Raw genomic sequence first — 25,100 nt, forward strand, 5'->3', positions numbered from 1 at the left:
GATTATTGTCCAACACACCCTCTAGTTATATTTGGTTGATTCCCAACACAACAATTAAAATTGTTTACTTACTTCACAGCTACTAAGTCTTAGTGGCACTGCTACTTGCAATCGTGCATTATGATTTAATTGTTATTGTTTTAATCGAAGTAAAGAATTCCATTGCAGCCCTTCCTAATTCTCGAGCTTGCGTGCTAGAATCTTTTATTCCTCCAAATGGTGCATGAATCTCAAGACCTGTAGTTTCCCCATTAACCCGAATCATACCCGCTTCCACTTCATTCATATACTGAAATACCTCGTCAAGATGGTTTGTAAAAATAGATGCACTTAAGCCATACTTAACATCATTAGCTACCTGTAAAGCTTCTTCTAGGTTTTCCACTTTAATTAAAGCTAATACTGGTCCGAATATTTCCTCCTGTGCAATAGACATACTTGATTCAACTTCATCAAATAATGTTGGTTCAATATAGTATCCATATGCTAGTTTTGGATTTTTAACCGTGTTACCTCCTAATACTAGACGAGCCCCCTCTTTAACCCCCTTTTTAATGGCTTCTTGAACACTGTTAAATTGTGTAAGTGACGATACAGGACCCATATAGGAACCAGTTTGAAGAGCATTACCTACTGTTATGTTTTTTATTTTTTGAATTATTTTTTCACGAAAAGGTTCATAAACTTCTTTGACTATAATGGCCCTACTAGTTGCCGTACATTTTTGACCAGCTGATTTCATACTTCCGTTAACTGTCATTTCTGCCGCTAAATCGAGATCTGCATGCTCGGTGACGATTACAGGGTTCTTCCCCCCCATTTCTAATTGAAACTTAGCTCCTCGCTGTACCGCTTTTAATGCAATAAGCTTACCCACATCGTTAGATCCGGTAAAACTTATGGCTTTGATATCGGGATGATCACATAATGCGTTGCCGATTGTGCTTCCTCTACCGCTGACTAAATTCAAAACACCGTCAGGCAATCCAGCATCTTTAAAACACTCCATCACTTTTATCGCAGTAATTGTAGTTTCAAATGCTGACTTTATAACTACTGTATTCCCATAGACGAGAGCCGGAGCTATTTTGTGAACAGGAATTGCAACCGGGAAGTTCCATGGGGTGATCAAACCCACAACCCCCACAGGTACTCTGGAAGTAAAAAGGAGAGCCTCACTATCACCTGAAGGGATAACTTCTCCGATTGAACGGATCCCTTCACTTACATAATAGCGAAGTATATCTACACCTCGTAGTGTCTCGGCTTTCGCCTCTATAAGTGTCTTTCCCATTTCACGTGTAAGTGTTTCGGCAATATCATCCACCCGTTGTTCTAAAATATCTGCCGCTTTACGAAGATATTCACCTCGAGCCGTTCCAGGTAGTTTTCTCCAAGTTTGAAAGGCCTGTTTGGCAGCCTGAACCGCATCATCAACATCACTTTTTGTAGAAACTGGAACATATCCAACAATATCTCTATTGTCAGATGGATTCACACTTTCCTTAAGTTCCCCAGATTGCGGGCTGACCCATTCCCCATTGATTAAATTCTGATAGGTTCTTGTTTTTACTTTCATCTTGGGCATTCTCCTCTCGATTTTACAAAACATACTTAACTTGTCAGATACTACTCTTAAAATCCTTATACTCACCCACTATATGCTTTTGTTTTAACTGTTCAATATCATCAGCAAACAATCCCAGTTCACTAAGAATTTCTTCAGTATGTTCTCCGAGGAGCGGAGGATGCCTTTTCAAACTTGCAGGCGTATCCGATAGTTTGATTGGGAAACCTGCCATTTTTAGATTCTTCACAATTGGATGTTCTACTTCTAATATCATTTCTCTAGAAAGTACATGTGGGTGGTTCACAACTTGATCAATAGTGTGAATAGGTCCACACGGCACACCAGCAGCATCAAGACAAGCAAAGATTTCCTTGCTTTCTAATAAGGACAAGCGTTTACTAATAAAATAAACCAACTCATGACGGTGAGTGACACGGTCTTCATTCGTTTTGAATCTCGGATCTGTTAATAAATCCTCCCAGTTCAAAGCTTGACAACATTTTGCCCAGAGTCCATCGTTAGGAACAGCGAGAATAATATCCATATCTTTTGCTGAAAACGCTTGGTATGGAACTATGGTGGGATGTGCAGATCCCATGCGTCCGGCTGGTTTACCTGTGGCAAAATAGCTTGTAACTAAGAAATTTAACAAGGAAACTTGGCCGTCTAGAAGACTAGCATCTATAAACTGCCCCTTCCCTGTCTTACCACGGGCAATTACAGCAGTCAAAATACCGTATGCAGCAAAAATTCCCATTGTTAAATCGACGAGGGACATGCCAGTTTTAACTGGAGATCCACCTGTCTCTCCTGTAATACTCATTAATCCACCATACCCCTGAAGCAATAGGTCATATCCAGCACGATTTTTTTCCGGCCCAGTTCGTCCAAATCCAGAGATGGAACAATAAATTAGCCGTGGATTAAGTTTCTTCAATTGTTCATAACCAAGTCCCATTTTTTCCATAGCGCCAGTTCGGAAGTTTTCAATAAACACATCCGATTCTTTTGCCATTTTATAAATAAGCTGCTTGCCCTCTTCTGATTTCATATCAATTGTAATACTTCGTTTATTTCGGTTAGAAGCTAAATAGTAAGCGCTTATACCATCCCATTTTGGAGGGGTGAATCGTCTTGTCTCATCCCCTGTTCCAGGCTTTTCAACTTTGATTATATCTGCTCCCATGTCTCCGAGTAACATGGTACAAAAGGGACCCGCAAGGGTTCTGGACAAATCCAACACTTTTAGACCTTCTAAGGCTTCCATATTAAATCTTCCCTTCTTCCATTCTCATTGTTTTTATTTTTTGATAGAAAGAGATTTACCTACACCTCCAGAAGTTAGGCTTATTCGAAATTTGGTTTTCGCTTCTCCAAAATAGCCCTTACCCCTTCTTGATAGTCTGGTAGTTCAGTGACGATGCCCATGGCCGAAGAAATCATATCCAGGGAAGTACGAAGATCCATATTAAGCCCTTGGTACACAGCCCTCTTTGTAAAGCGTAGGACATCCTGTGGACCATCAACAAGTCGTTGGATATAGTTCTCAACAAATTCATCGATTTGGTCGTCTGCAACCACATGTGTAACCAATCCTAACAGTTTGGCTTCCTCAGCAGAAAGCACATCACCAGTCCAAAGCAACTCTAACGCCTTATCAACACCAATAAATCGTGGCAAAAAGTAAGCTCCTCCATCACCAGGAACAATCCCCGCTTTTACATAACTCTCTGAAATTTTGGTGCTTTTAGCGGCTATCCTTATATCGCACGCTAGAGTCATATCAAATCCAGCTCCCAATGCGACTCCTTGAATCACCGCAATCACGGGCTTGTCAATTTCTTGGAGGAGAAGAGGAATCCGCTGTACCTTTTTCCATAAAGTGTTCTTCCTAGCTAGTGCAGTAGTAACCATATCCCCGACCCCTGTGTTGTTATAGAGCATACCTTCTCCGCTTGTCATAGATTTAACGTCCCCTCCAGAACAAAAGGCACGACCGTTCCCTGCTAGAACAACTACCCTTATTTCTTCATCATCACGTATCATCTGCAATGCATCAATCCATAGTTCAATCATTTCGGTACTAAACGCATTCAATTTGTCCGGACGATTCAATGTAATCCTTGCTATCCCATTATCTACAGTAAAAAGTAAATCACTCATCTACACATTCTCCTTTATTAAAATGACCTGACTTATTTGTCCGTAAGAAATGACCAAATTCCAGTCTGACCTTTTTCCATAATTTGTTCAGCTAATTCCATTCCCCATTCTGTCTCTGTTCCAAATTCGTCACGCCATGACCACAAACGACGTGTATTTTGATGAAGGATATGCTCATAGGTAAAACCAATGGCACCATGAATTTGGTGGGAGAGGGTTGCTGCATTTCCCGCCGCTTCATTGATTCTTATCTTAGCCATGATAATTTCTTTAGATAATTGCCCTTTCTGAAAGGCATCGACTGCATAATCACTAGCAACTCCTGCTGCAACATATTCCCCAGCTAAAAGGGCTAATTGTTGTTGGATAGCCTGAAATCGATGAATGGGTCTGCCGAATTGATTTCGTTCTGAGGAATACTTACCAGTAAGTTCAAGTACCCTTTCAAGAGCTCCAGCCATCAAGACAATTCGGGTCACGGCTAAGCTATACCTTAGCTGTTTCATTACCCAATCAAGGTCAATTGGTATTACCTCACAATTTTCCATGAATACGCTTTCAAATGTTATTGTATCCCTTGCTTCACCGGCTAGGTTTTGACGGAAGGCGATTTCTCCGTATTCTGGTTTGATCAGGGCTAAAGCGTGTTCAGATTCAGTTTTTCCGATAACCAACACTTGTTTGGCAAATCTTGCCCATGGAACAGAACTGGCTTTCCCCGAGATAATCCATCCATCCTTGTTTTCTTTGAAGCTAAATAATTCATTTCTACTAGGCAGTGCAATAGTTAGTGGCTCTTCCGAAATATCTGCACCCAGCTGATTCAATAGCCAATTTGCTACGTATGTTTCAGCCAGTGGAATGGGGGCAGAGTACTTTCCTGCTAACCGAAGGATGCTAAGGGCATCTGTGTACTCTCCGCCATTACCACCTCTTACTTCGGGAATGGCTACTGTAATCATCCCCGAACCCGCCAGCATATCCCACAAATCGGCAGCCCATCTCCCTTTTTCTGATTCGTTTACAAGTTCTTTTGTGCAGATATCTTTCATGATTCTATTTGTGGAGTCAATTAGCATTTCCGTGATATCGTTCATTTTGCAATTACCCCCTTTGAAACAATCATTCTTAGAATTTCAGTAGTCCCCCCTCTAAGAGTAAAGCCAGGAGAATGGAGAATTGCTTCCGACATTAGTTTTTCAATTTGAGGTGAGAAGGCTTTGTGGGAAGAAGAAACTAATAGTCTAGCTAATTCAGCTACCTTTTTCTCTAATTGAGTACCTAAGTCCTTCACCAACGCAGCAGCCACATCAGGTGTAATCTCATCTTCCAACATTTGAGCAATGCCCATAGACATATTCCGCAAGGTCCAAAGCTGGGATACCAAAGGACTCAATTGACTGATTAACAATTTGTCACCGGTCGATTGTAGGGCGTTTACCAGTTCTTCTAAAAGCGGGAACGTACTAAGAAAACGTTCAGGACCACTTCGTTCATAGGACAGTTCTGCCATACCCTGCTTCCATCCATTACCCATTTTCCCTACCAACATTTCGTCTGGCAAAAATACATCCTCAAAGATAACCTCGTTGAAATGATGTTCGCCGGTCATTAGATAAATTGGTCGAACAGTTACACCCGGTGCAGTCAAGTCTACAATAAGCTGACTCATCCCATCGTGCCTATTTTCTTGGTTCATTGGGGAAGTTCTGCATAGGGTTATCATATAGTGGGCATAATGTGCGCCGCTGGTCCAAATTTTACTACCATTCAGTATCCATCCATTATCTACTCTGGTTGCCTTGGAGTTGATAGCTGCTAAGTCAGAACCGGCATTTGGTTCGCTTAGACCGATTGCAAAGTAACATTCTCCTCTTGCAATTTTAGGGAGAAACAGTTCACGCTGATATTCTGTTCCAAATCGGAGAAGTAGAGGGCCGGTTTGTCTGTCGGCAATCCAATGGGCAGCAACCGGCGATCCCGCAGCTAACAGTTCTTCCGTTATAACATATCTTTCGATAGCTGAACGCTCTTGTCCGCCATAGCATTTCGGCCAGGTCATACCAATCCAACCGCGCTCTCCCAGCTTGCGGCTAAATTCGGGAGAATAACCACTTAACCATGAATCGCATTGAGGTTCAAATGCTCCGATTTCTTGCTCTGTCTGAATGAAATTACGAATCTCCCGTCTTAACGCTTTTACTTGTTCTGATTGTTGAACAACAGATAATTGCAAACTCTTCATACGAGGATCACCTCTATAAAATTTTCTATCAGGTATTTTACAAAAACGTACCGGTAATTAACATCGTATACCTGTAATTGAGATAATACAATATTCTAAAAATTTAATCAACAATATTTATTTGCTAAATTTAACAACATCATTTTATGTATGGATCAAGTAACACTATATTAAAAATGATATAGCCATTATTAAACTACGCCTCTTCTTCACGACATTGACGAAGCGTCAATCAGCCTTTGATGATTTTAGCGAAGATAAACTAGCTATAGACTTGGATGTACGTACTGGTTTATTTAGAATTCAAGATTGTATAATAATGGAAAAATAATTGTGTTTTAAGGAAAAAAAAAACAGGCTGTTATGCCTGCTCCCCATCCTCTATAAAAACTTTAAATTTCTCATCAAATTTAGTAGGTAAGAATTCGATGACCTCATATTCGGCAATTTTTCTAAAATAAAAGGGATCCTCTTGAATGATAGCCTCCATTTCTTGTGATGTATTTACATTTGCTAAAATTACACCACCAATTCTGGGGTTTCTTCTACCTGAACAAACAAATTTTTTCTGTTCATAATATTTGTTTAAAAACATCACATGGTCTTCCAACGAGTTGTCTACTTCTTCTAAGGGTTTAGTATACGTTACCAATACTAAAAACATATTATTTGCCCCTTTCTAGGTTCTAGGCTTAAACTAAAAAATTTACTAAAACTGATTGAGAATAAGAAAATTCAGAATGTTACAAAAAAACATTGACAGGCTTTTTAAAATAAATTACTATGATCGTATCGTTAATCAGTATAGATTAACCGATAATCGGTACGACTTAAACTAGATAAACGAATGGAACATGTTTTAGAAACCTTAATTTTAGATACTCGTTGACCCCTTAAGTATTTCGACCAAAATACTGTCTTTCCTCCATTGAGTTGAATAAGTTAATTTTGTGTTAATCCAACCAGAAATGGATCATATGAATTTAATGTCATTCAAACCGCACCTCCAGCAAAGGAATTATTTAAAAAAAGATGAATTTACCATGTAATAAAAGACAAACACACTCCATCATGTAATAAATTCAAAAGTTAAATTTTCTATGGAACGAATGTTGTGCCAACTTCAAAGGTTCTTGTTTGTTATTGTATTAAGCCTTAGTTTGAAAACGGTTACAAAAAAAGGGGGTGATTTTTATGTAGCTGAATGGTCATTTGATGAAACCAATGTATCTGAGCGAATTCAAACAAATAATTTTTCAAAGTTATTACATACTGATTTAAGACTTCATTGGATTTATGTATTTGTTTCGCTAATTTTTTCACTTTGAAAGCCAAAGAAAAAATAGAGTAGCAAATTCGTATGAAATAAAAACCATTAAAAACCAGGAGGGATTTATTAATGAAATTTGTATTATTTTATTTACCTACTGTAGGTACTCGAAAACAAATAGAGTCTGGAATGTTACCAGGACAAAATACGCAAGCTTACCAATCCATGCTTTATCAAATATCTGAACAAGTTAAGGCAGCTGATCAACTCGGTTACTATGCCGCGGCATTTACTGAACATCATTTTCATATTGAAGGATTAGAAGTATCAAATAACCCAATAATGTTAAGTTTGTACTTAGGTATGCAAACTAAAAACATCAAACTTGCCCAATTAGCAAATGTTCTACCATTCCACAACCCAATTCGGTTAGCGGAAGATATAGCAATGCTTGATCAAATGACAAATGGACGTGCGATAGCTGGAATCGCTCGCGGTTATCAAAAAAGATGGGCAGACGTTCTCGGCCAGGTTTATGGTGTTGGAGCAACATTCTCTGATAAGACGGAAACAGACGCACGTAACAGAACCCTTTTTAATGAACACTACGAAATTATAAGAAAAGCATGGGCATCAGAAACGTTTTCACATAAAGGTGAAATCTGGAATATACCTCCTGAAAACCTTAAATTTGACCATAGTGCGGTCGGTGATTATGGAAGAGGAATGGATGCGGCTGGATATATAAAAGAAATCGGAATTGCTCCCAAACTTTACCAGAATCGTGATATAGAGGTTTGGCAACCATTCTCTCATAGTGCAGATACATGGCGTTTCTGTGCAAAAGAAAAGATTGTTCCCTTTATGTTGAACACGGATGATACAGCAATGCAGAAATTGATTAGTGCATATCAGGATGAAGCTGTAAAGGTCGGTCGTGAAATTGCTAGTGGGGATGGTATTGGAGTATTCCGAGATGTCCTAGTTGCTAATTCTGATGAACGCGCACATGAATTGGCTGCAGATGGAAATGGATTTGTATGGCCGCATTGGTTTGGTGAGTTAGGATTTAATGAAGCATTACGCCGAGAAGGGGAAACAGGAAAAATTAAAGGAGATTTTAAAGATTTATGTGACCGTGGCTTTGAATTTATAGGAACTCCGGATACCGTTAATCGAAAAATTGAGCAATTGGTGAAAAAACACAATCCTGAGTATCTGTTAATGTGGCAATATCCTGGCTTGGTTCCACATGAAGATATGATGCGTCATATTGAAATGTTTGCAACACAGGTAATGCCAAATTGGACAGACTCTAAAGAAACAAGCGCTTCCGCCCTTTCCTATACACCTTGATTTTAGAAATATGTTGATAACTTCGAATATTATTTACGAAATTAGGCGTTCGAGAACTAAATCCACTGATTAAGGGGGGAATTGTATTTGGGAGCTGGTGTACGAGTGACAGCCGTTGATTGTGGTCCATTGAAACTGGATAAAGGCATATTTGTTACTGGTGCAAGTGGAATGATTTCTGCACCATCAAGTGTTTGGATAATTGAACATCCAAAAAAGGGTGTAATCCTATTTGATACAGGGATTAACTATAATGTCGCTGACCCTGAAAGTGCAATAAAACATTGGGGTCCTGGAATGCGTGAAGCATTTGGTTGTTGTATGACACGCGAACACGCTATCGATCGCCAATTAATTAAACTTGGCTATAAACCCAATGATGTAAAGTACGTCATATTATCACATATGCATTTGGATCATGCAGGCGGAATGTGTCACTTTCCTAATGCCACCTTTGTTGTTCAAAAGAATGAACTTCGGTATGCATGGTGGCCAGACCCTTGGACGGGATTGGTGTATTGCTTGAATGACTATAAAGACACAAGGGAATATAATTTTTTACAGATCGATGGAGATATAGATTTATTTCAAGATGGAACAATTAAATTATTTACTACTCCAGGGCATTCTCCAGGACATCAAGCAATGATTTTACGATTGGAAAATCGGGGTCCCGTATGTTTGGCCGCCGACACAGGACACCTTAAAGAAGCTTATCGAAATTTTACTCCAATGCCTTATGACTGGAGTACCGAAAAGCACATCTCTTCCTATATGAAATTACGGACAATTGAAAATGCAGGTACACCTATTTATTTTACCCACGATCAACAAGATTTTGATGAATTCCCGAACAATGGAAAGTGGACTGATTAATATATAAAGAGAATCGTATCTTCATTTTATTTTACCCTAGAAATTGTTTTTATTTCGAACTAGCGTTGCATGAACCTTTAAGGATTACTGAAAATACATTTAAATAGGATCATCTATGTATCAACGGAAAACAGAACTGAATGTTGGATGGTTTTCTTAAATTTTTGTAACGCTAGATTTCATTTAAACGGAGGAATTTCTGTATGGATAATACATTGAATGACTGCATAGTTGCGTTGAATAGTGGCGAAATGATTCTACTTATCGATGACTTTATCGAAGGAAAAGAAATAGGTTATTTCTATTTATTATCTGATTTTGTAACCCCCTCTTCTATTAATTTAATGGCCACCCATGGAAGAGGTTTAGTTTCAGTTGCTTTAACAAAGCAAAGGGCAAGCGAATTAACACTTCCGATGATGGTTAACAATAATGAAAACCCCCATAAGTATTTCACGGTTTCTGTGGATTATACAAATTGCAGTACTGGAATTTCTGCTTTCGAGAGGTGTGAAACCATCCAGAAGCTAACTGAAAAAAATAGCGCTCCAAATGATTTTACAAGACCTGGCCACATTTTCCCAATTATTTCTAGTGAGAGAGGACTCCTAGAGCAAGTAACTATTTCGGACGCCGCAATTGATTTGGCTCAATTATGTAGTGCTAAAAGTTTATCAGGTGTTGTTTGCGATGTATTAAATAAAAAAGGAATGATAGCTAACAAACTGGAATTGGAAAATTTGTCTATGGAATTAAACCTAATAATGGTTTCAATGAAAAATTTAGTCGTACACCAATTGAGGAACACGGACTTAATTCTACGTCAAAAGGAAAATACTGTTCCGACGAAATATGGCGAATTAACTTCAATAATTTATACAAACCAATTGGATGACAGTAAAATTATAGTGATTATGAAAGAAAAGAAAAATAAGACATTACCTCTTCCTGTATATATTGATTCTGTTTTTTCGATTGGGGAAGCCTTTGAAGAAAAAAATATAGAGAAAATTACTATAGATGGATTTGGTATTTTAATATACAAATTAAACAGTTCAAAAGAATCAAGACTAGACAGCAGAAACCCGTTTCAGTTAAAGGAATCTTTCGGAATTTTTGTAGAGCAAATTTTAAATGATATTAATATTACTGATCCAGTCATAATTACGAATGTTGCATAAACATTTTATCATTACGAATCTGATATTTGTTTATTAATGAATTTCCCGATATTCCCCCATTGTTGAGTCCAAGAAAATTGAGGTGAGTAATGATATGCACTCGGAATCAATTCCAAAGCAGATTATCCAGCTAAAAGGAAAGGTAATTCATGGTGAAGGCAGAGGTGGAAAAATAGGCTTTCCAACTGCAAACATAGATTTTACAGCCACTTGGTTGGAGACAGGGGTTTATGGAGTACGAATAAGGTTTAATGGTCAAAAATATTTTGGAGTTATGAATATTGGAGTTAGACCTACTTTTCATAAAAATAGCCCTAAAAATATAGAAGTACACATTCTTAATTTTAATGAAGTTATCTATGGTATATCCATACAGGTAGAAGTTCTGTTTAAAAATAGGGAATGAACAAAAATTCCATTCAGTTGATGACCTGAAAACTCAGATAAAAAAGGATATAGCTAATGCTAAAAGTAATTTTATTTTATAGAGGAAATAATAATAATAATATCAATTATACATTACATTTTCCAGATATTTTGTCTGTGCGATTTTATCTAAACATTACGCATTAGATTTACAATACCATAGATTTATAGTTTTATAAAAAAGGCTTTTCTAACATATTGTTAACCAAAGACAAATTATTTTAAGTTTCCTGCAATTAGTTGCTTGTAAAGAAAGGAAAGACAGAATAAGAATTTTAACTATACCACTTAAATGCTATTTTAATTTTACTTTCAAAAAAAATGCATAGGTTAAACTTGTTGTTGAATAGACTATTTCTCTCCTAGTTATCTATTATTTATTGATAAATTTGAAAATTGGTTATATTGCTAGTTTAGTGCTCGATTAATATAAATGTTAGTGATATAATTTGCTATATAGTTTTGGCAAAGATTAGTTAAGAAGGGATTAAGAATGGAAAATTCTATGCAAACAATTACTCGGGCCATACAGATTCTTAAGTCTTTTTCAATAAATCAAAACGAACTGTCCTTAGCCCAATTACACCATGAGCTCGGTCTTTCTAAATCAAGTCTTCAACGGATACTCAATACATTGGTGATGAATGGACTACTTGAAAAAGATAACAAGAAAAAAACATATAAATTAGGGATGGAATTATATTATTTAGGAAAACTTGTTGAAGATAATTCCCATTTGTTAACAACTGCAAAACCCTATCTAAAAGCTCTACGAGATAAATTGGGGGAAAACGTCTATATAAATATCATTGAAGATAATCAACGAAAATGTATTGCTTTTGAAGAAGCAAAGCATGCTTTGATGACCATTTCGCATATCGGTCAATTATCTCCCTTGTATATGGGTGCATCAGCAAAGTTATTGTTAGCCTTCCTTCCTCCAGAGAAAATTAATACATATCTTGAGGAAACAGATTTTATACCTTCTACAGAGAAAACTATCCTTGATAAGGGGACCCTACAAGAAGAATTAAAGACTATAAAAGAAAAAGGTTATGCAGTAAGTTTTGGCGAATTAGTTTTTGGCGTATTTTCTGCAAGTGCACCAATATTTGACAATCGGAATAATGTAGTGGCTGGTATAGCAGTTTCTGCCCCATTGGTTAGAGTTGATGACTCTACAATTGATCACTTCATTAAATCAGTAAAAGAGATTGCAGGAGAAATAAGTGATAAACTAAAGTTTGGTAACGTTTAATTATAATGTTGACAAAACTTGGATTTATCCTTACTTCTTTAATACCTGTTTAAAGCCGCTAAATAATCAGTCGCCAAGGCTTTTTCATCAGCTTATGGCCACTTGGTTTTTTCTAGTTTCTCCTTTTTTGCTAATACAATATATTATTGGTTTGGACTACTTCCCTTTATCACTTATGCCAAAACACATAAAATACTTAAAGCTACTCAACATGACTAAAAACCCCTAACACGCAGCGAATAGAAGAAACGAACTGTCTTAAACCGAAATGTTTGTATGGTGACTCCATCTAAAAAAAGTCTCCTAATTATAGGAGACTAAAAATCACCGCCATAAAACTACCCATTCAAGTTATTCTAGTCCTGCCTCTTCCGAAGCTACCCTTGCAAGTGCGGACCAATCATGTGTTTCTCGTCCTTTTGCTATAGATGCTAATAAGCGATCATGCAATAAGCTGGCTAATGGCATCGGTGTTTTGGTAGAGTTAGCCTCGTCTAAAACAAGATTGCAATCTTTAAATCCTAGCGATAACTGAAAGCCTGCTGGTTCAAATGATTTTTTTGCAATCATCTGACCATACCCTTGGTAAACGGTGCAGTTAAATAGAGTGGATGCATACACTTCTGCAGCTAACTGACGGTCAATCCCATTCTTCTCTGCCAGATTAAAGGACTCGGCCATGGCCTCCATCGCCGCCATGATCATAAAATTCCCGCCTAATTTAATTACATTGGCACCACCAGGTTCTTCACTGATATCAAAGACCTGCTGACCAAGTGCATTTTGTAAAGGCTTAACTCGTTCTTTAGCATCACGGTGACCCGAGGACAACAAAAACAGTTTTTGCGCTGATGCTGCCTCCGGACGACCAAAAACTGGAGATGCGACATAATAACTACCCTGCTGTTCATGGTAGGAAGCCAGTTTACGCGAGGTCTTTGGTGAGACGGTACTCATTGATAGATGAATGCCCCCTACCCCTAGTTTTTTACCTATTCCATCCTTTTCAAAAACAACTTCCTCCAGGGCCTTATCATTTGATACCATAGTAATCACAATTCCACCTACTGTTGCTACATCTGCTGCACGGTCCATCTGCTGAGCCCCAGCAGCCACGGCATCCCTAGCTTTTTCAGGAGTTCGATTGTAAACCTTCACCTTTAAATTTGATTTTAACAAATTTAATACCATGGGTAGGCCCATGCTCCCAAGACCAATAAATCCAATTTCTCTATCCATTCTTTCTACCTCCTGCACTTTTATTTCACTCATCCGTTACTTATAAAAATAAAAGTAAAATGGGACGTTAACAAAAAAGGCTAATGGATGAAGACCCCATTTAATTATGTGTTTTGATATACGTTAACTTTATGAAAATGGCCTGTTAATTCGCGTATAGTTAAAGGTCGGACCAACTCAACGCAAGCAAGGAGTGACTGAAGATCAATCCCTGTCTCAATCCCCAGCTCTTGTAACATAAATACCACATCTTCTGTAGCGACATTTCCGGCTGCCCCCGGCGCAAACGGACATCCTCCCAAACCTCCAATGGAAGTATCAAACCGCGTAACTCCTGTTTGAAGAGCTGCTATAATATTCGCTTGGGCTAACCCGTAGGTATCGTGAAAATGTGCGGTTATCACCGCTTTATGTTGCCTAGAAGAAATTTGTTGAAATAAGTCATACACTTGAGCAGGATTCGCCCGGCCAATGGTATCGCAAATTACAATTTCATCCACACCTAAACGATCAATACGCTCCACCATCTCAAGTACGACACTGGAATCCACCTTTCCTTCATATGGGCACCAAAAAGAAGTTGCGATATTGTAGCGAATGAAAACCCCGTTTTCTATTGCCTTATCTATGATGCTTTCAAAATTTTTGATGGAATCTTCCCTGGTCATTTTCACATTTTTTAAATTAAAACTGTCACTGGCACCAACGACTAATGATAAAGCTTGCACGTCATTTTCTATCGCAAGCTCATAGCCTTTTGTGTTCGGAATCAATGCCATATATTGAATGGAAGGGACTTGTTCAATTCCTTCGAGAACCTCTTTTGCGTCCTTCATTTGAGGGACATATACAGGATGGACAAATGATGTCGCTTCCATTCTTTTTATTCCTGTTTTATTTAATGCATTGATAAGGGCAATTTTCTGTTCTGTTGGAATAAAGTTCGCTTCATTTTGAAGGCCGTCCCTGGGGCCAACTTCTATTATCTCTACCTTCTTCGGCAGTTTCATCTTTCTCTCCCTCTCTTCCCATCTATTAAGAGTTCAGCAATTTTTTAACAAGGAAAGGCTCTAACCCGCCAAGCTTAACCATTTCGATTAGATGCTCCGGCAGCTTCGTTCCCTGATATTCCGTACCTTGAGTATGATTCATGACTTTACCTTCAATTAAGTCAATCTCAATTTCATCTCCCTCTTGGATAACAGATGTATCTTTCATCTCGACAACAGGAAGACCAACATTGATTGAGTTCCGATAAAAGATACGAGCAAAGGAGGTGGAGACGATTGCTCCAATTTGATGGTGTTTCAGGACCATTTGGGCTGTTTCCCGGCTTGAACCGGAACCGAAGTTATGACCCGCCACGATAATATCCCCAGGCTTCACCTTTTTTGCAAAATCTGGATCTATCGCCCCCATCGCATGTTCTGCCTGCTTCTCTACAGGCTGACTCATATATTGGCCTGGTGAAATAATATCGGTATTAATGTTGTCCCCGTATTTCCATACACGCCCTCGAATCATAAATGACATCTACCTGACCCCCTGTAAGAGATATTTCCTTGGATCTGCAATTTTCCCCTCAATCGCTGTAGCAGCCACGGTTGCTGGAGAGCCTAGATATACTTCTCCATTTGTACTTCCCATTCGCCCCCTGAAGTTCCGGTTTGACGATGACATGACCACTTCCCCTGCACCGATAACGCCACTGGTAAAACCGCCGCATGCCCCGCATGAAGGCATGTTTATAATACATCCTGCTTCCGTCAAAATGTCTAAGATTCCTTCTCTATTTGCCTGCATCCAAATGTGCTGCGAGGCTGGTACCACTAAACAACGAATATTTTTGGATATCTTTTTCCCCTTCAGGATTTGAGCCGCAATCCGAAGATCACTCAACCGTCCATTTGTACAGGAGCCTAGATATACTTGATCTACTGCTTTTCCTTCTACTGCGCTTACAGGATGAACATTATCGACTTCATGCGGACAAGCTACCTGAGGTTCTAATTCAGATGCATTATAATGTAAGGTACGAATATAGGAAGCGTCCGAATCACTAGAAATCATATCAACCTCATCGGTTACCCCTTTTGACCGTAAAAATTCAACCACTTTTTCATCAGGCTCAATCAGACCTGTTTTTGCTCCAGCTTCAACCGCCATGTTCGATAATACAAACCGTTCATCTATAGACAAATCTTTAATAGAGCTTCCTGAAAATTCAAGGGATTGATAGGTCGCTCCTGCATGCCCTAGATCTTTGATGGTTTTGAGAACCAAATCCTTTGAAAAGACTCCATGTTGAATTTTTCCATCCCAAACGACTTTAATGGTCTCTGGAACCTTTAGCCATGTTTCACCTGTCAATAAGACACCGACCATTTCTGTAGAACCAATTCCAGTCGCAAATGCTCCTAAGCCCCCTGCCATACAAGTATGTGAATCCGTTCCAAGAATCAATCGACCCGGACGAACATGACCTCGCTCTGCTATTACCTGATGACAAGGTCCTTCAAACTCATAGTAGTAAGAGAGGTCTTGTTTACGCGCCCAATCACGGGTGAACTTTAAAATATCCGCTTGCTGGACAGTCGCAGGTGGAGTACAATGATCAGACACCACGACTACCTTTTCCTTATCAAACAACTGCCCGCCCAATCGATTGAAAGCTCCATCAACTAACCAAGGTCCCAACAAGTCATGCATCATGGCAATATCAACTTTTACCCAAGCGATATCACCTGCTTTCAAATCGGGCTGTCCAGAAGCTTTTGCCAGGATTTTTTCTGACATGGTCATTCCCATAATAAATCAGTCCCTTCTAGATAAACCTCAATTTTTCACTCTTGAATTTTCCTATCTAATAGAATATCTCTCTCTGAATGTAAAAGAAGAGAAGTGTTGCTAGAGCCTTTGTGAGTCAGCAATTTCGATTTAATTATTTTATTAGTTTGATAAAATAGGATTACTGTAGATGATATTCTGTCGACTGTTTATGAATAAACGACTCCATTTAAAAGAAGATAACATGGCCACATTCTATGTTTCAATTGCGACTCCTATTTGTTACGTTTCCGATGATTCCCTGATCTATTAGTGCTTCGATGTCTTCATTACTCAAATTTAAGGTATCCTTTAACACTTCTTCGTTATGTTGACCAAGACGAGGCCCAACCCAATCAATGTCTCCAGGAGTTTCACTCAACTTAGGGACAATTCCAGGAACCTTCAGTTTTCCAATTCCGTCGACCTCTACTTCACGGATCATTCCTCTGGCCTGGTAATGAGGGTCATTTACAATATCTTCAATCGAATAGATTGAACCTGCAGGCACTCCTGATTCGTCCAGCATTTTCAATACTTCTCCCAAACTCAATGTTTTCGTCCAATTTTCAATGCACTCATCCAAATGATCAGCATGCTCGGATCTAGTTGCGTTATTTTCAAAGCGCGGCTCATCGGCATATTCTGGAAGACCAATCGTCACCATTAACCGTTTGAAAATACCGTCTCCATTCGCGCCGATGACAACATACTTTCCGTCTTTACATACATATGTACTAGACGGGGTGATCCCTGGAAGCGTGCTTCCTGTCCGTTCTCGTATAACCCCAGCACGGTCGAATTCAGGAAGCATACTTTCCATGAAACTAAAGATAGATTCATATAAGGCAACGTCAACACACTGCCCTTGTCCTGATCCATTATCCCGATGATAAACAGCCATCATCGCACCTATCACGGCATACAGCGAAGAAATAGAATCACCTATACTAATTCCGACCCTTGTTGGTGGACGATCGGGATACCCTGTTAAATAGCGCAAGCCGCCCATCGCTTCACCGATAGAGCCAAATCCTGGCTTATTTTTGTATGGCCCATCCTGACCGTAGCCACTTATTCTCACCATTATAAGACGGGGATTTAATTCTTTTAACTGTTCATAGCCAATTCCCCATTTTTCTAGTGTGCCAGGCCGGAAATTTTCTATAATAATATCGACTTCTTGCGCCAGACTCCGAATGATTTCTTGACCCTCAGCTTTTCGCAAATCAATTGTTATCGATTTTTTATTTCTTGCCTGAACATACCACCATAGGCTTGTGCCATTTTCAACAACTCTCCATTTACGAATGGGATCGCCACCTTTTGGACTTTCAACTTTAATAACCTCTGCACCAAATTCTGCAAAAAGTCGTCCCGCTGACGGGCCGGCAATCAATTGTCCCATTTCTAACACTCTTAATCCTGTTAATGCTTTTTGCTTCATAGCGATACCTCCCACACTTCTTAGTGTTTTAGTTAATAAGACACCTTTGGTATAAACTTTTAGATAATGTTAAAATGAAATCATCATCTGAACTACAGGAATCAGTGGAAAAAGCGCTTTCAAAATATTCCTTTAACTTTTTTGATAAGTTTCCGTGCCCGATTTTGATTTTCCCATTACTTTGCGTTGCGTCCTCCTGGACCCATTCAGTAAGAAAATGATAGATTTGTTCCCTTCTCTCTAAAATATTTCTAATCCCCTCATGAAAAAACCAAGCATCAATTGTATTATAAACGCCGCGATTTATTCCAAATTGATCATGGCAAAATTGTATGAATGAAAGATCAGGTAAATGGATCATGTCTATTTTATTATTCATATTGATCTACCTCCCATTTTCTTTACCTTGAATTGCTTTAAAATGAGTGGTTTAAATCTAGATATTTTATTTAGTTGGGTGTTAGGCATATCTCGTTGACACTCACCTATTGAGTTTAGAGACCATTACACTTTTATGAATCATTATTGGGTTCACTTTCGAAAATAATAGCATCAATATTTTCATTTATGAGCTCCTTGTAATAGCCTTTGAAACGTTTAGCACATTCCATTGATTACTCATAAGCAAATCACCAAATAAGTGGTCATAAAGTTCCCTACTTTCACTTAACGCATTACACATTAAGAAACATCATTCATTAGTCCTCTTTCTTTAAAAGTTGCCCTGGTAATTTGGATATCTTTGGAAATGTTTATTTTTAATTCTTCTAAACTGTTAAACTTCTTTTCGTCGCGAATATAAGACAAAGGTTCAATTTCAAGAGAATGACCATAGATTTCTTTGTCAAAATCAAAGATATGGACTTCGATTGTCATGCCTTCATACGTTTGTTTATTCAAAGGACCTTCGATCAGAATATTATTATTAGAGACAGTTGGCCGGTGCCCAATATTCATTACACCCATATATCTCTTGAATTCGTGCTGAACTAAAACCGAATATACACCCTTTTCCAAACTAAAAAACTGGCTGGTTGGTTCTAAATTTGCGGTTGGAAAACCAATTTCCCGACCTAGTTTTCTTCCATGGACAACTATACTTGTATAAGGCATAATGTTTCAGTTCCTTTCATATTTAAAGGAACGGATAGTTGTTTTCAACTATCCATCACCTTTATTATTAATGAACAACAACTGCCGGCCAGCTTGTTGGAATCTTTCCAACATCACGGCGGAAATATAACATAGGTTCTTTATCCTGTTTATCAATATCGATGATTTCACCAAGGAAAATGATATGGTCACCCGCGTCAATTTGCTGTACGGTCTTACATTCTAATACACCTAAAGAACCAGAAATCACAGGCAGATTATTCTTGGATAAAGACCAATCGGCTTTTGAAAAACGATCAGGGTCCTTCCCTGCAAAAGCCCAGCATAATTCTTCCTGATCTGCTGCAAGTATATGTACTACAAAGCCTTGGGACTGTTCGAAAGCTTCTAGTGATGCGGATCTACGATCTATACACCATAATACTAAATTGGGATCTAAAGATACGGATGCAAAAGAATTGACTGTAAGACCACATGGTTTCTCTTCTGCATCCGTGGTAGTCAGAATTGTTACTCCAGTTGGATAACTGCCCATGATTTCCTTAAATATAGATACATTATCATTACTCATTTTATCTAACCTCCAATTTTTGATATGGTAATTAATATAGCGATGGGCCCAGAACCTTTCGGCGGTCATTTTAGCTAACTGAACTAACTCTTGACCAAGCTTTCCTGCATGGTCTCTACCTTGTTTTCGATGATTCATTTGTTCTATTGTTCTACACTGTAAAAACAAATGAAAGAGTACCCCGGGGATCGTGTGTACCTCCCTAGTACTATAATTGTTACATGCGTGAAGAGTAACTATGAGTGAATTAGGCCATCGTTACATCTTTAACCTTCACAAAACGGAAAGTAGAAATCATTGTCTCTAAATCATAGCCTACTAATACCGTTTTATAGTTAGTAACTATCGGAGTTACGACTAGTGATGGATAATCGGAAAGAATATCGATGATTTCTTCCTCAGATAAGTCACCGCTTTGAATTTTTTCAATGTGGCCATTTTCCGTTTTTTTCTGGGGATTAATCAACGAGAAGGAAAAAACATCCGGGTACACCATGTTTTTCGCTCCTCCGGGGACTAGAGCGGCCAGCCTACCTATTTCTTCTCCTGTTAATTCAAAAATACTGTTATTTTCAACCGGAATTCCATTGTTTTTCAACCACGCTTTGGTAATCTCATATGATGGATTACCCGACTTTCCATAAAGAACCCACTGATCCATTCTTCATAACCTCCATTCAATTAGTTCAGAGCCGAGAGAAACAGCTGTTTCTTTTGGCCCCTTTTAAATCCCTAGAGTAGAATTGATTACCCTGCAAAAACAGCTTCCTTGGATAGGTCTTCCTCTTTCACTGGATTTCGAATACCCGCTTGTTCAAGTAAAGGTAATACGTTTTCATTAAAGTAGGGCATTTCTTCAACATAATCAAGGAAAGAAACTAATGTCCCAGATACACCTGTTTTAGACAACTTGATCATCTGATCGGCTACTTGTTCCGGTGTTCCTACTAATCCCCAGCCTCCCCAGCCTCCAATGAAGTTCTCTCTTGCCTTCGTTAGAAATTCTTTAGAGTTTGAGGAAGATTCAATACCAAACATATCACAAACGATATTAGCAGCTTCCCAGTCACCTTGATCACGAACATAGTAGTTATAAAACTCCCTTGCCTCCTTCTCAGTAGGACGACAAACAACGAAACTAGTTGTAAAGGTATTTAGTTCTCTTTTATACTCCTCCCAGGCCAATTTTTTCATATATTGGGTCCATTCTGCGGAGTGTTCCATTGATTCTATATAGCCGAAGTTAAAATCGGTGAACCTGGCAGAAAAATCACGCCCCTTTTTTGAAGTACCGGCGCTAATTAAAACAGGTCTAGGACTTTGTGTTGGCTTTGGCTCTTGCCAACCATCTTTAATCTCAAAGAATTCGCCCTTATGGTCAAAAAACTGTTCGGACCACATTTTTAGGACCACTTCCATCCATTCTGTTGCATATTGATACCCTTTATCATGTTCCATCTTCTTACCATTGAACATATCCATTTCTTTAGGGAACCATCCTGTTACAGTATTCAGACCAATTCTTCCCTTTGAAATGTCATCAATGGTAGACAGCATCTTTGATGCCACAATTGGATGCATCGTAGGTACATGTGACGTACAAAAAAGGTAAATTTTTTCCGTAACCGCCGCCATTGCCGCTGCCCATGTATATGTTTCCATACATTCACCATTGAAGTTGCTGGATCCACCGAACCCACGCCAGCGGGCAACAGGCACGATACACTCGTATCCGGCTTCTTCCATCATCTTGGCAATTTTTACGTTTGTTTCAAAGTTTGGCTTAAATGATGTTTCTGCTAGAGTCATGGCACAAGAGTTATTTACGTTTGGACCAAATATCCCTAACTTTAATTGATTGTCGTTAAACATGGGATTTCCTGCTTCTCTAAATACATCGAATCTACTCATTTTATCCACCCTCCAATTTCTTTTCACGATTTTATATGATTACTCTGTTATTTCTGGTGTCTGGCATTATGCCATTGTTACATCTTTTACCTTCACAAAACGGAAAGTAGAAACCATTGTCTCTAAATCATAACCTACTAATAATGTTTTATAGTCCGTAACAATCGGGGTTATGACAAGTGATGGATAATCGGAAAGAATATCAATAATTTCTTCCTCTGATAAGTCACCGCTTTGAATCTTTTCAATGTGGCCTTTTTCCGTTTTTTTCTGAGGATTAATCAACGAGAAGGAAAAAACATCTGGGTACGCCAGGTTCTTCGCTCCTCCTGGGACAAGAGCGGCCAGCCTTCCTATTTCTTCTCTTGTTAATTGAAAAATACTGTTATTCTCAACCGGAATTCCATTGTTTTTCAACCATGCTTTTGTAATCTCATAAGATGGATTACCTGATTTCCCATAAAGAACCCACTGATCCATTTCTCATAACCTCCATTCAATTGGTAGGAACAGCGAAATAGCTGTTCCCTTTTTCCCTTTATCCTTATATGCTTAGCCTATATTTCTTTGGGCCGTTTCTCATTAAATACTTATTAAATAGTTTGGATTGGGAGGCAATATTGATAGTTTATAGTCTACAAATATCTGTAATTCCATCATCTTCTTTTCTCTTACATAATCATAAAGAAGATACTGATCTATCTCATACAACCTCAATTCTATTTGCTGGAAGCAAGTGAAACAGCAACTTCTTTTGCCACGTCGCGTACACCTGCTGAATGATTCATTTCACCGGTAAAGATATATTCTTTTGATGATTTTTCCTTTTTTACCGGAATTCGTACCCCTGCCTGTTCTAGTAACGGCATAACATTTTCATTAAAGTATGGCATTTCAACAAGATAATCTACGAATGAAAGAAGTGTTCCAGACACCCCTGCCTTTGCTATTTTTATTAACTTGTCGGCTACCTGTTCTGGGGTTCCTACAAGTGCCCAGCCTCCCCAACCTGCGATAAAGTTATCCCTGAATTTCTTATTAAAATCGGCGGATTGGGAGGCCGTATCGATATTAAATAGCTGACAAATAATATCCGTGACCTCGTCATCTCCTTTTTCCCTTACATAGTAATTATAATAATCCCAAGCTTCCTTCTCAGTTGGACGGCATACGACAAAGCTTGTTGTGAACGTATTAATTTCCCTGTGGTATTCATCCCAGGCCAGCTTTTTTATATGATTCGTCCATTCTCCTGCCTGTTCCATCGATTCAAGGAAGGAGAAATGGAAATCTGTATATTTTGCAGCAAAATTCATTCCGGGTTTGGAGGAGCCAGCGTTAATAAGTACAGGTCGGGGACTCTGGACCGGCTTTGGCTCTTGCCAACCATCTTTAATCTCAAAGAATTCGCCTTTATGGTCAAAAAACTGTTGAGACCACATTTTTAAGACCACTTCCATCCATTCCGTTGCATATTGGTACCCTTTGTCATGTTGCATTTTTTTGCCGCCGAACATTTCAAGCTCTTTCGGAAACCAGCCCATTACGGTATTAAGACCAATTCTCCCTTTCGAAATTTGATCAATGGTCGAAATCATTTTTGATGCGACAATCGGATGGATGGTCGGTAAATGTGATGTACAAAAGAGGTAAATTTTTTCTGTTACTGCTGCAATGGCAGACGCCCATGTATACGTTTCCATGCATTCACCATTGAAATTGCTTGGCCCACCAAATCCTCGCCAGCGGGCAACAGGCACAATGCACTCATATCCGGCCTTGTCCATCATTTGGGCAATTTTAACGTTTGTTTCAAAGTTTGGTTTAAACGTAGTTTCCGCTAAAGTCATGGCACAAGAGTTATTTACGTTTGGACCAAATATTCCTAACTTTAATTGATTGTCATTAAACATTGGATTTCCAGCTTCTCGAAATACGTCAAATCGACTCATGTTTTTCCCTCCCTATCTATTATTAGAGAATCTTAAAAGGATCTGTAATGACATTACCCATATCTATCCAGATACTCTTAATCTGTGTATATTCATGTACAGCTTGCATTCCATTTTCCCGTCCAATCCCACTGGCCTTGAAACCTCCAAATGGAGAAGCGTAAGATACCTTTCGATAATTGTTAATCCAAACCGTGCCGGCATTGATTTTGGATGCGAGGCGATGGGCTCTCTGAACATCTATCGTCCAAACTGCAGCGGCTAACCCAAATTCCGTATCATTTGCAATCTCAAGCGCATCGGCTTCATCTTTGAAGCGAATAATGCAGACAACTGGGCCAAAAATTTCTTCCTGAGCAATACGCATGTCATTGCGAACATCTCCAAAAATGGTTGGTTCGACAAAGAATCCATTCTTCAATTCTGGTGTTGTTGGACGTTTTCCACCGTATAAAACGGTAGCACCTTCCTGTTTTCCGATTTCAATGTACTTAAGTACTTTTTGATGTTGTCCCTCAAATGCAACGGTTCCCATCTCTGTTTCCATATCCAGAGGGTTTCCTAAGCGTATTTGGCTGGTTCTCTCAACCAATCGTTTAACAAACTCATCATAAATGGAATCCTGAACGAGAACTCGGGACCCAGCCATACATGTTTGACCTGAAGCAGCAAAGATTCCTGCTAAAACACCATTTACAGCATTAGGGAGGTTTGCATCTTCGAAAATAATGTTAGGGGATTTGCCACCTAATTCGAGAGAAACCCGAGCAAAGTGCTCCGCAGAGTTTTTGACAATTAACTTTCCAGTTGCTGATGACCCGGTAAACGCAATTTTACGGACATCCGGATGTTTTGCCAGTGCATCTCCTGCTGTATGGCCAAAACCTGTTACAATATTAACGACACCAGGTGGGAAACCCGCCTCTTCGATTAATTTCGCCAATTCTAATAACGAAGCAGGCGTAACTTCCGACGGCTTTATTACCATCGTATTTCCCGCAGCCAACGCCGGGCCAAGTTTAAAGAGTGTTAACAATAAAGGCGAGTTCCAAGGAATAATGGCCCCAACAACACCAAGTGGCTCACGTACTGTGTAATTAATCATATTAGGTATGTCAACAGGAATGCTCTCGCCATGTATCTTGTCTGCCAGTCCAGCAAAGTAGTAGCACCAGCCTGATAAAGATTTGGTTTGTCCAAGCATTTCACGGATCAATTTTCCATTGTCCACCACTTCACTTATGGCCAGGATTTCTGCATTTTCTCCAATTAAATCTCCAAGCTTACGAAGTAGGGCGGCACGCCCTGCTCCATTAACTTTTGACCATTCCCCTGTTTCAAAAGCTGCTTTTGCTGCCTTCACTGCAAGGTCGATATCTTCCTTTTCACCCTTAGGTGCTTTCGCCCAGACCTCTCCAGTAAATGGATTGACAGAATCAAACGTTTCTCCAGAAGCGCTTTCAACCCATTGGTTATTGATGAACATTTTATATTCCTTTACGCCTGTAAAAGGGAGTTCGTATAGTGTTTTAGTTGTTGTAGTCATTTGTTAAATCCTCCTCTATTTGATATAGACTCTCGACATTACCCTAGCAAAGCTACACGATTCATGGGTTTTCTAGAACCATGCATTTTGATTCCTCTTACTTTACATGGGGGGATATTCCACTTTAAGAACATAGAATGCGGAAATACT

25 protein-coding genes are annotated in these 25,100 nt (G+C 39.0%); 6 read left to right on the forward strand and 19 right to left on the reverse strand.

Features of this window, described 5'->3' with window-relative positions; all coding sequences use genetic code 11:
- Positions 1 to 118: 118 nt before the first annotated feature.
- From gucD to ADA55_RS26035, 6 genes are all read right to left on the reverse strand, one after another.
- Positions 119 to 1,579: an alpha-ketoglutaric semialdehyde dehydrogenase GucD gene (gene gucD / locus ADA55_RS26010; RefSeq protein WP_048689254.1), complete on the reverse strand. Its 1,461-nt coding sequence runs from the start codon at positions 1,577 to 1,579 to the stop codon at positions 119 to 121.
- Between the two features lie 43 nt (positions 1,580 to 1,622).
- The gene (locus ADA55_RS26015) at positions 1,623 to 2,837 is read right to left on the reverse strand and encodes a CaiB/BaiF CoA transferase family protein (protein WP_048689256.1); all 1,215 of its coding nucleotides are present in this window, start codon (positions 2,835 to 2,837) and stop codon (positions 1,623 to 1,625) included.
- 80 nt (positions 2,838 to 2,917) lie between these two features.
- Positions 2,918 to 3,733: an enoyl-CoA hydratase/isomerase family protein gene (locus ADA55_RS26020; RefSeq protein WP_048689258.1), complete on the reverse strand. Its 816-nt coding sequence runs from the start codon at positions 3,731 to 3,733 to the stop codon at positions 2,918 to 2,920.
- A 32-nt stretch (positions 3,734 to 3,765) separates the two neighbouring features.
- Positions 3,766 to 4,830, reverse strand: coding sequence for an acyl-CoA dehydrogenase family protein (locus tag ADA55_RS26025; RefSeq protein WP_048689260.1), 1,065 nt, complete (start codon positions 4,828 to 4,830; stop codon positions 3,766 to 3,768).
- Positions 4,827 to 5,978: an acyl-CoA dehydrogenase family protein gene (locus ADA55_RS26030; RefSeq protein WP_176702864.1), complete on the reverse strand. Its 1,152-nt coding sequence runs from the start codon at positions 5,976 to 5,978 to the stop codon at positions 4,827 to 4,829. Before ADA55_RS26030 ends, ADA55_RS26025 begins: the two co-directional genes overlap by 4 nt.
- Before the next feature lie 361 nt (positions 5,979 to 6,339).
- Positions 6,340 to 6,642 carry a YciI family protein gene (locus tag ADA55_RS26035; protein ID WP_048689262.1) on the reverse strand — a complete coding sequence of 101 codons (303 nt, stop codon included), beginning with the start codon at positions 6,640 to 6,642 and terminating at the stop codon, positions 6,340 to 6,342.
- Between the two features lie 735 nt (positions 6,643 to 7,377).
- Here ADA55_RS26035 and ADA55_RS26040 point away from each other — a divergent pair.
- The 6 genes from ADA55_RS26040 (at position 7,378) to ADA55_RS26060 (ending at position 12,345) form a co-directional block, all read left to right on the forward strand.
- Positions 7,378 to 8,604, forward strand: coding sequence for an LLM class flavin-dependent oxidoreductase (locus tag ADA55_RS26040; protein WP_048689265.1), 1,227 nt, complete (start codon positions 7,378 to 7,380; stop codon positions 8,602 to 8,604).
- Between the two features lie 87 nt (positions 8,605 to 8,691).
- A complete protein-coding gene (locus ADA55_RS26045; RefSeq protein WP_048689267.1) occupies positions 8,692 to 9,480 on the forward strand; it encodes an N-acyl homoserine lactonase family protein in 789 nt (262 codons plus the stop codon).
- A gap of 203 nt (positions 9,481 to 9,683) precedes the next feature.
- Entirely contained in the window at positions 9,684 to 10,661 is a 978-nt protein-coding gene (locus ADA55_RS26050) for a 3,4-dihydroxy-2-butanone-4-phosphate synthase (RefSeq protein WP_048689270.1), read from the forward strand.
- Between the two features lie 94 nt (positions 10,662 to 10,755).
- Complete coding sequence (locus tag ADA55_RS26055) at positions 10,756 to 11,067, forward strand: riboflavin kinase (protein WP_048689274.1); 312 nt, start codon at positions 10,756 to 10,758, stop codon at positions 11,065 to 11,067.
- Positions 11,057 to 11,149, forward strand: coding sequence for a riboflavin kinase (locus tag ADA55_RS31575; protein WP_081088783.1), 93 nt, complete (start codon positions 11,057 to 11,059; stop codon positions 11,147 to 11,149). The genes ADA55_RS26055 and ADA55_RS31575 overlap by 11 nt, the downstream gene beginning before the upstream one ends.
- Before the next feature lie 431 nt (positions 11,150 to 11,580).
- Complete coding sequence (locus tag ADA55_RS26060; protein WP_048689277.1) at positions 11,581 to 12,345, forward strand: IclR family transcriptional regulator; 765 nt, start codon at positions 11,581 to 11,583, stop codon at positions 12,343 to 12,345.
- 351 nt (positions 12,346 to 12,696) lie between these two features.
- Here ADA55_RS26060 and ADA55_RS26065 read toward each other — a convergent pair whose 3' ends face one another.
- The 13 genes from ADA55_RS26065 to ADA55_RS26125 all read right to left on the reverse strand — a co-directional run bounded on the left by ADA55_RS26065 (position 12,697) and on the right by ADA55_RS26125 (position 24,950).
- Positions 12,697 to 13,584, reverse strand: a complete 888-nt coding sequence (locus ADA55_RS26065) for an NAD(P)-dependent oxidoreductase (RefSeq protein WP_048689279.1) — start codon at positions 13,582 to 13,584, stop codon at positions 12,697 to 12,699.
- Positions 13,585 to 13,688: 104 nt separating this feature from the next.
- On the reverse strand, positions 13,689 to 14,594 hold the full coding sequence (locus tag ADA55_RS26070) for a hydroxymethylglutaryl-CoA lyase (protein WP_048689282.1): 906 nt from the start codon (positions 14,592 to 14,594) through the stop codon (positions 13,689 to 13,691).
- Between the two features lie 25 nt (positions 14,595 to 14,619).
- Positions 14,620 to 15,117 (reverse strand): 3-isopropylmalate dehydratase, encoded by a 498-nt coding sequence (locus ADA55_RS26075; RefSeq protein ID WP_176474466.1) that lies wholly within the window; start codon positions 15,115 to 15,117, stop codon positions 14,620 to 14,622.
- Positions 15,118 to 16,380: a 3-isopropylmalate dehydratase large subunit gene (locus ADA55_RS26080; RefSeq protein WP_202815376.1), complete on the reverse strand. Its 1,263-nt coding sequence runs from the start codon at positions 16,378 to 16,380 to the stop codon at positions 15,118 to 15,120.
- Between the two features lie 253 nt (positions 16,381 to 16,633).
- The gene (locus ADA55_RS26085) at positions 16,634 to 17,857 is read right to left on the reverse strand and encodes a CaiB/BaiF CoA transferase family protein (protein ID WP_048689289.1); all 1,224 of its coding nucleotides are present in this window, start codon (positions 17,855 to 17,857) and stop codon (positions 16,634 to 16,636) included.
- A 28-nt stretch (positions 17,858 to 17,885) separates the two neighbouring features.
- A complete protein-coding gene (locus ADA55_RS26090) occupies positions 17,886 to 18,236 on the reverse strand; it encodes a hypothetical protein (RefSeq protein ID WP_065421230.1) in 351 nt (116 codons plus the stop codon).
- 302 nt (positions 18,237 to 18,538) lie between these two features.
- The gene (locus tag ADA55_RS26095) at positions 18,539 to 18,970 is read right to left on the reverse strand and encodes a riboflavin kinase (RefSeq protein ID WP_048689295.1); all 432 of its coding nucleotides are present in this window, start codon (positions 18,968 to 18,970) and stop codon (positions 18,539 to 18,541) included.
- Positions 18,971 to 19,037: 67 nt separating this feature from the next.
- Positions 19,038 to 19,541, reverse strand: a complete 504-nt coding sequence (locus tag ADA55_RS26100) for a flavin reductase family protein (protein WP_048689299.1) — start codon at positions 19,539 to 19,541, stop codon at positions 19,038 to 19,040.
- Between the two features lie 247 nt (positions 19,542 to 19,788).
- Entirely contained in the window at positions 19,789 to 20,202 is a 414-nt protein-coding gene (locus tag ADA55_RS26105) for an ArsC/Spx/MgsR family protein (RefSeq protein ID WP_048689302.1), read from the reverse strand.
- A gap of 86 nt (positions 20,203 to 20,288) precedes the next feature.
- Positions 20,289 to 21,452 (reverse strand): LLM class flavin-dependent oxidoreductase, encoded by a 1,164-nt coding sequence (locus ADA55_RS26110; protein WP_048689305.1) that lies wholly within the window; start codon positions 21,450 to 21,452, stop codon positions 20,289 to 20,291.
- Between the two features lie 66 nt (positions 21,453 to 21,518).
- Positions 21,519 to 21,932, reverse strand: a complete 414-nt coding sequence (locus ADA55_RS26115; protein WP_048689309.1) for an ArsC/Spx/MgsR family protein — start codon at positions 21,930 to 21,932, stop codon at positions 21,519 to 21,521.
- Between the two features lie 239 nt (positions 21,933 to 22,171).
- Positions 22,172 to 23,404: an LLM class flavin-dependent oxidoreductase gene (locus ADA55_RS26120; RefSeq protein WP_065421231.1), complete on the reverse strand. Its 1,233-nt coding sequence runs from the start codon at positions 23,402 to 23,404 to the stop codon at positions 22,172 to 22,174.
- A 22-nt stretch (positions 23,405 to 23,426) separates the two neighbouring features.
- The gene (locus ADA55_RS26125; RefSeq protein WP_048689313.1) at positions 23,427 to 24,950 is read right to left on the reverse strand and encodes an aldehyde dehydrogenase; all 1,524 of its coding nucleotides are present in this window, start codon (positions 24,948 to 24,950) and stop codon (positions 23,427 to 23,429) included.
- Positions 24,951 to 25,100: the final 150 nt, after the last annotated feature.

It is taken from the genome of Bacillus sp. 220_BSPC, assembly GCF_001054655.1.
Lineage (GTDB): Bacteria > Bacillota > Bacilli > Bacillales > DSM-1321 > Peribacillus > Peribacillus frigoritolerans.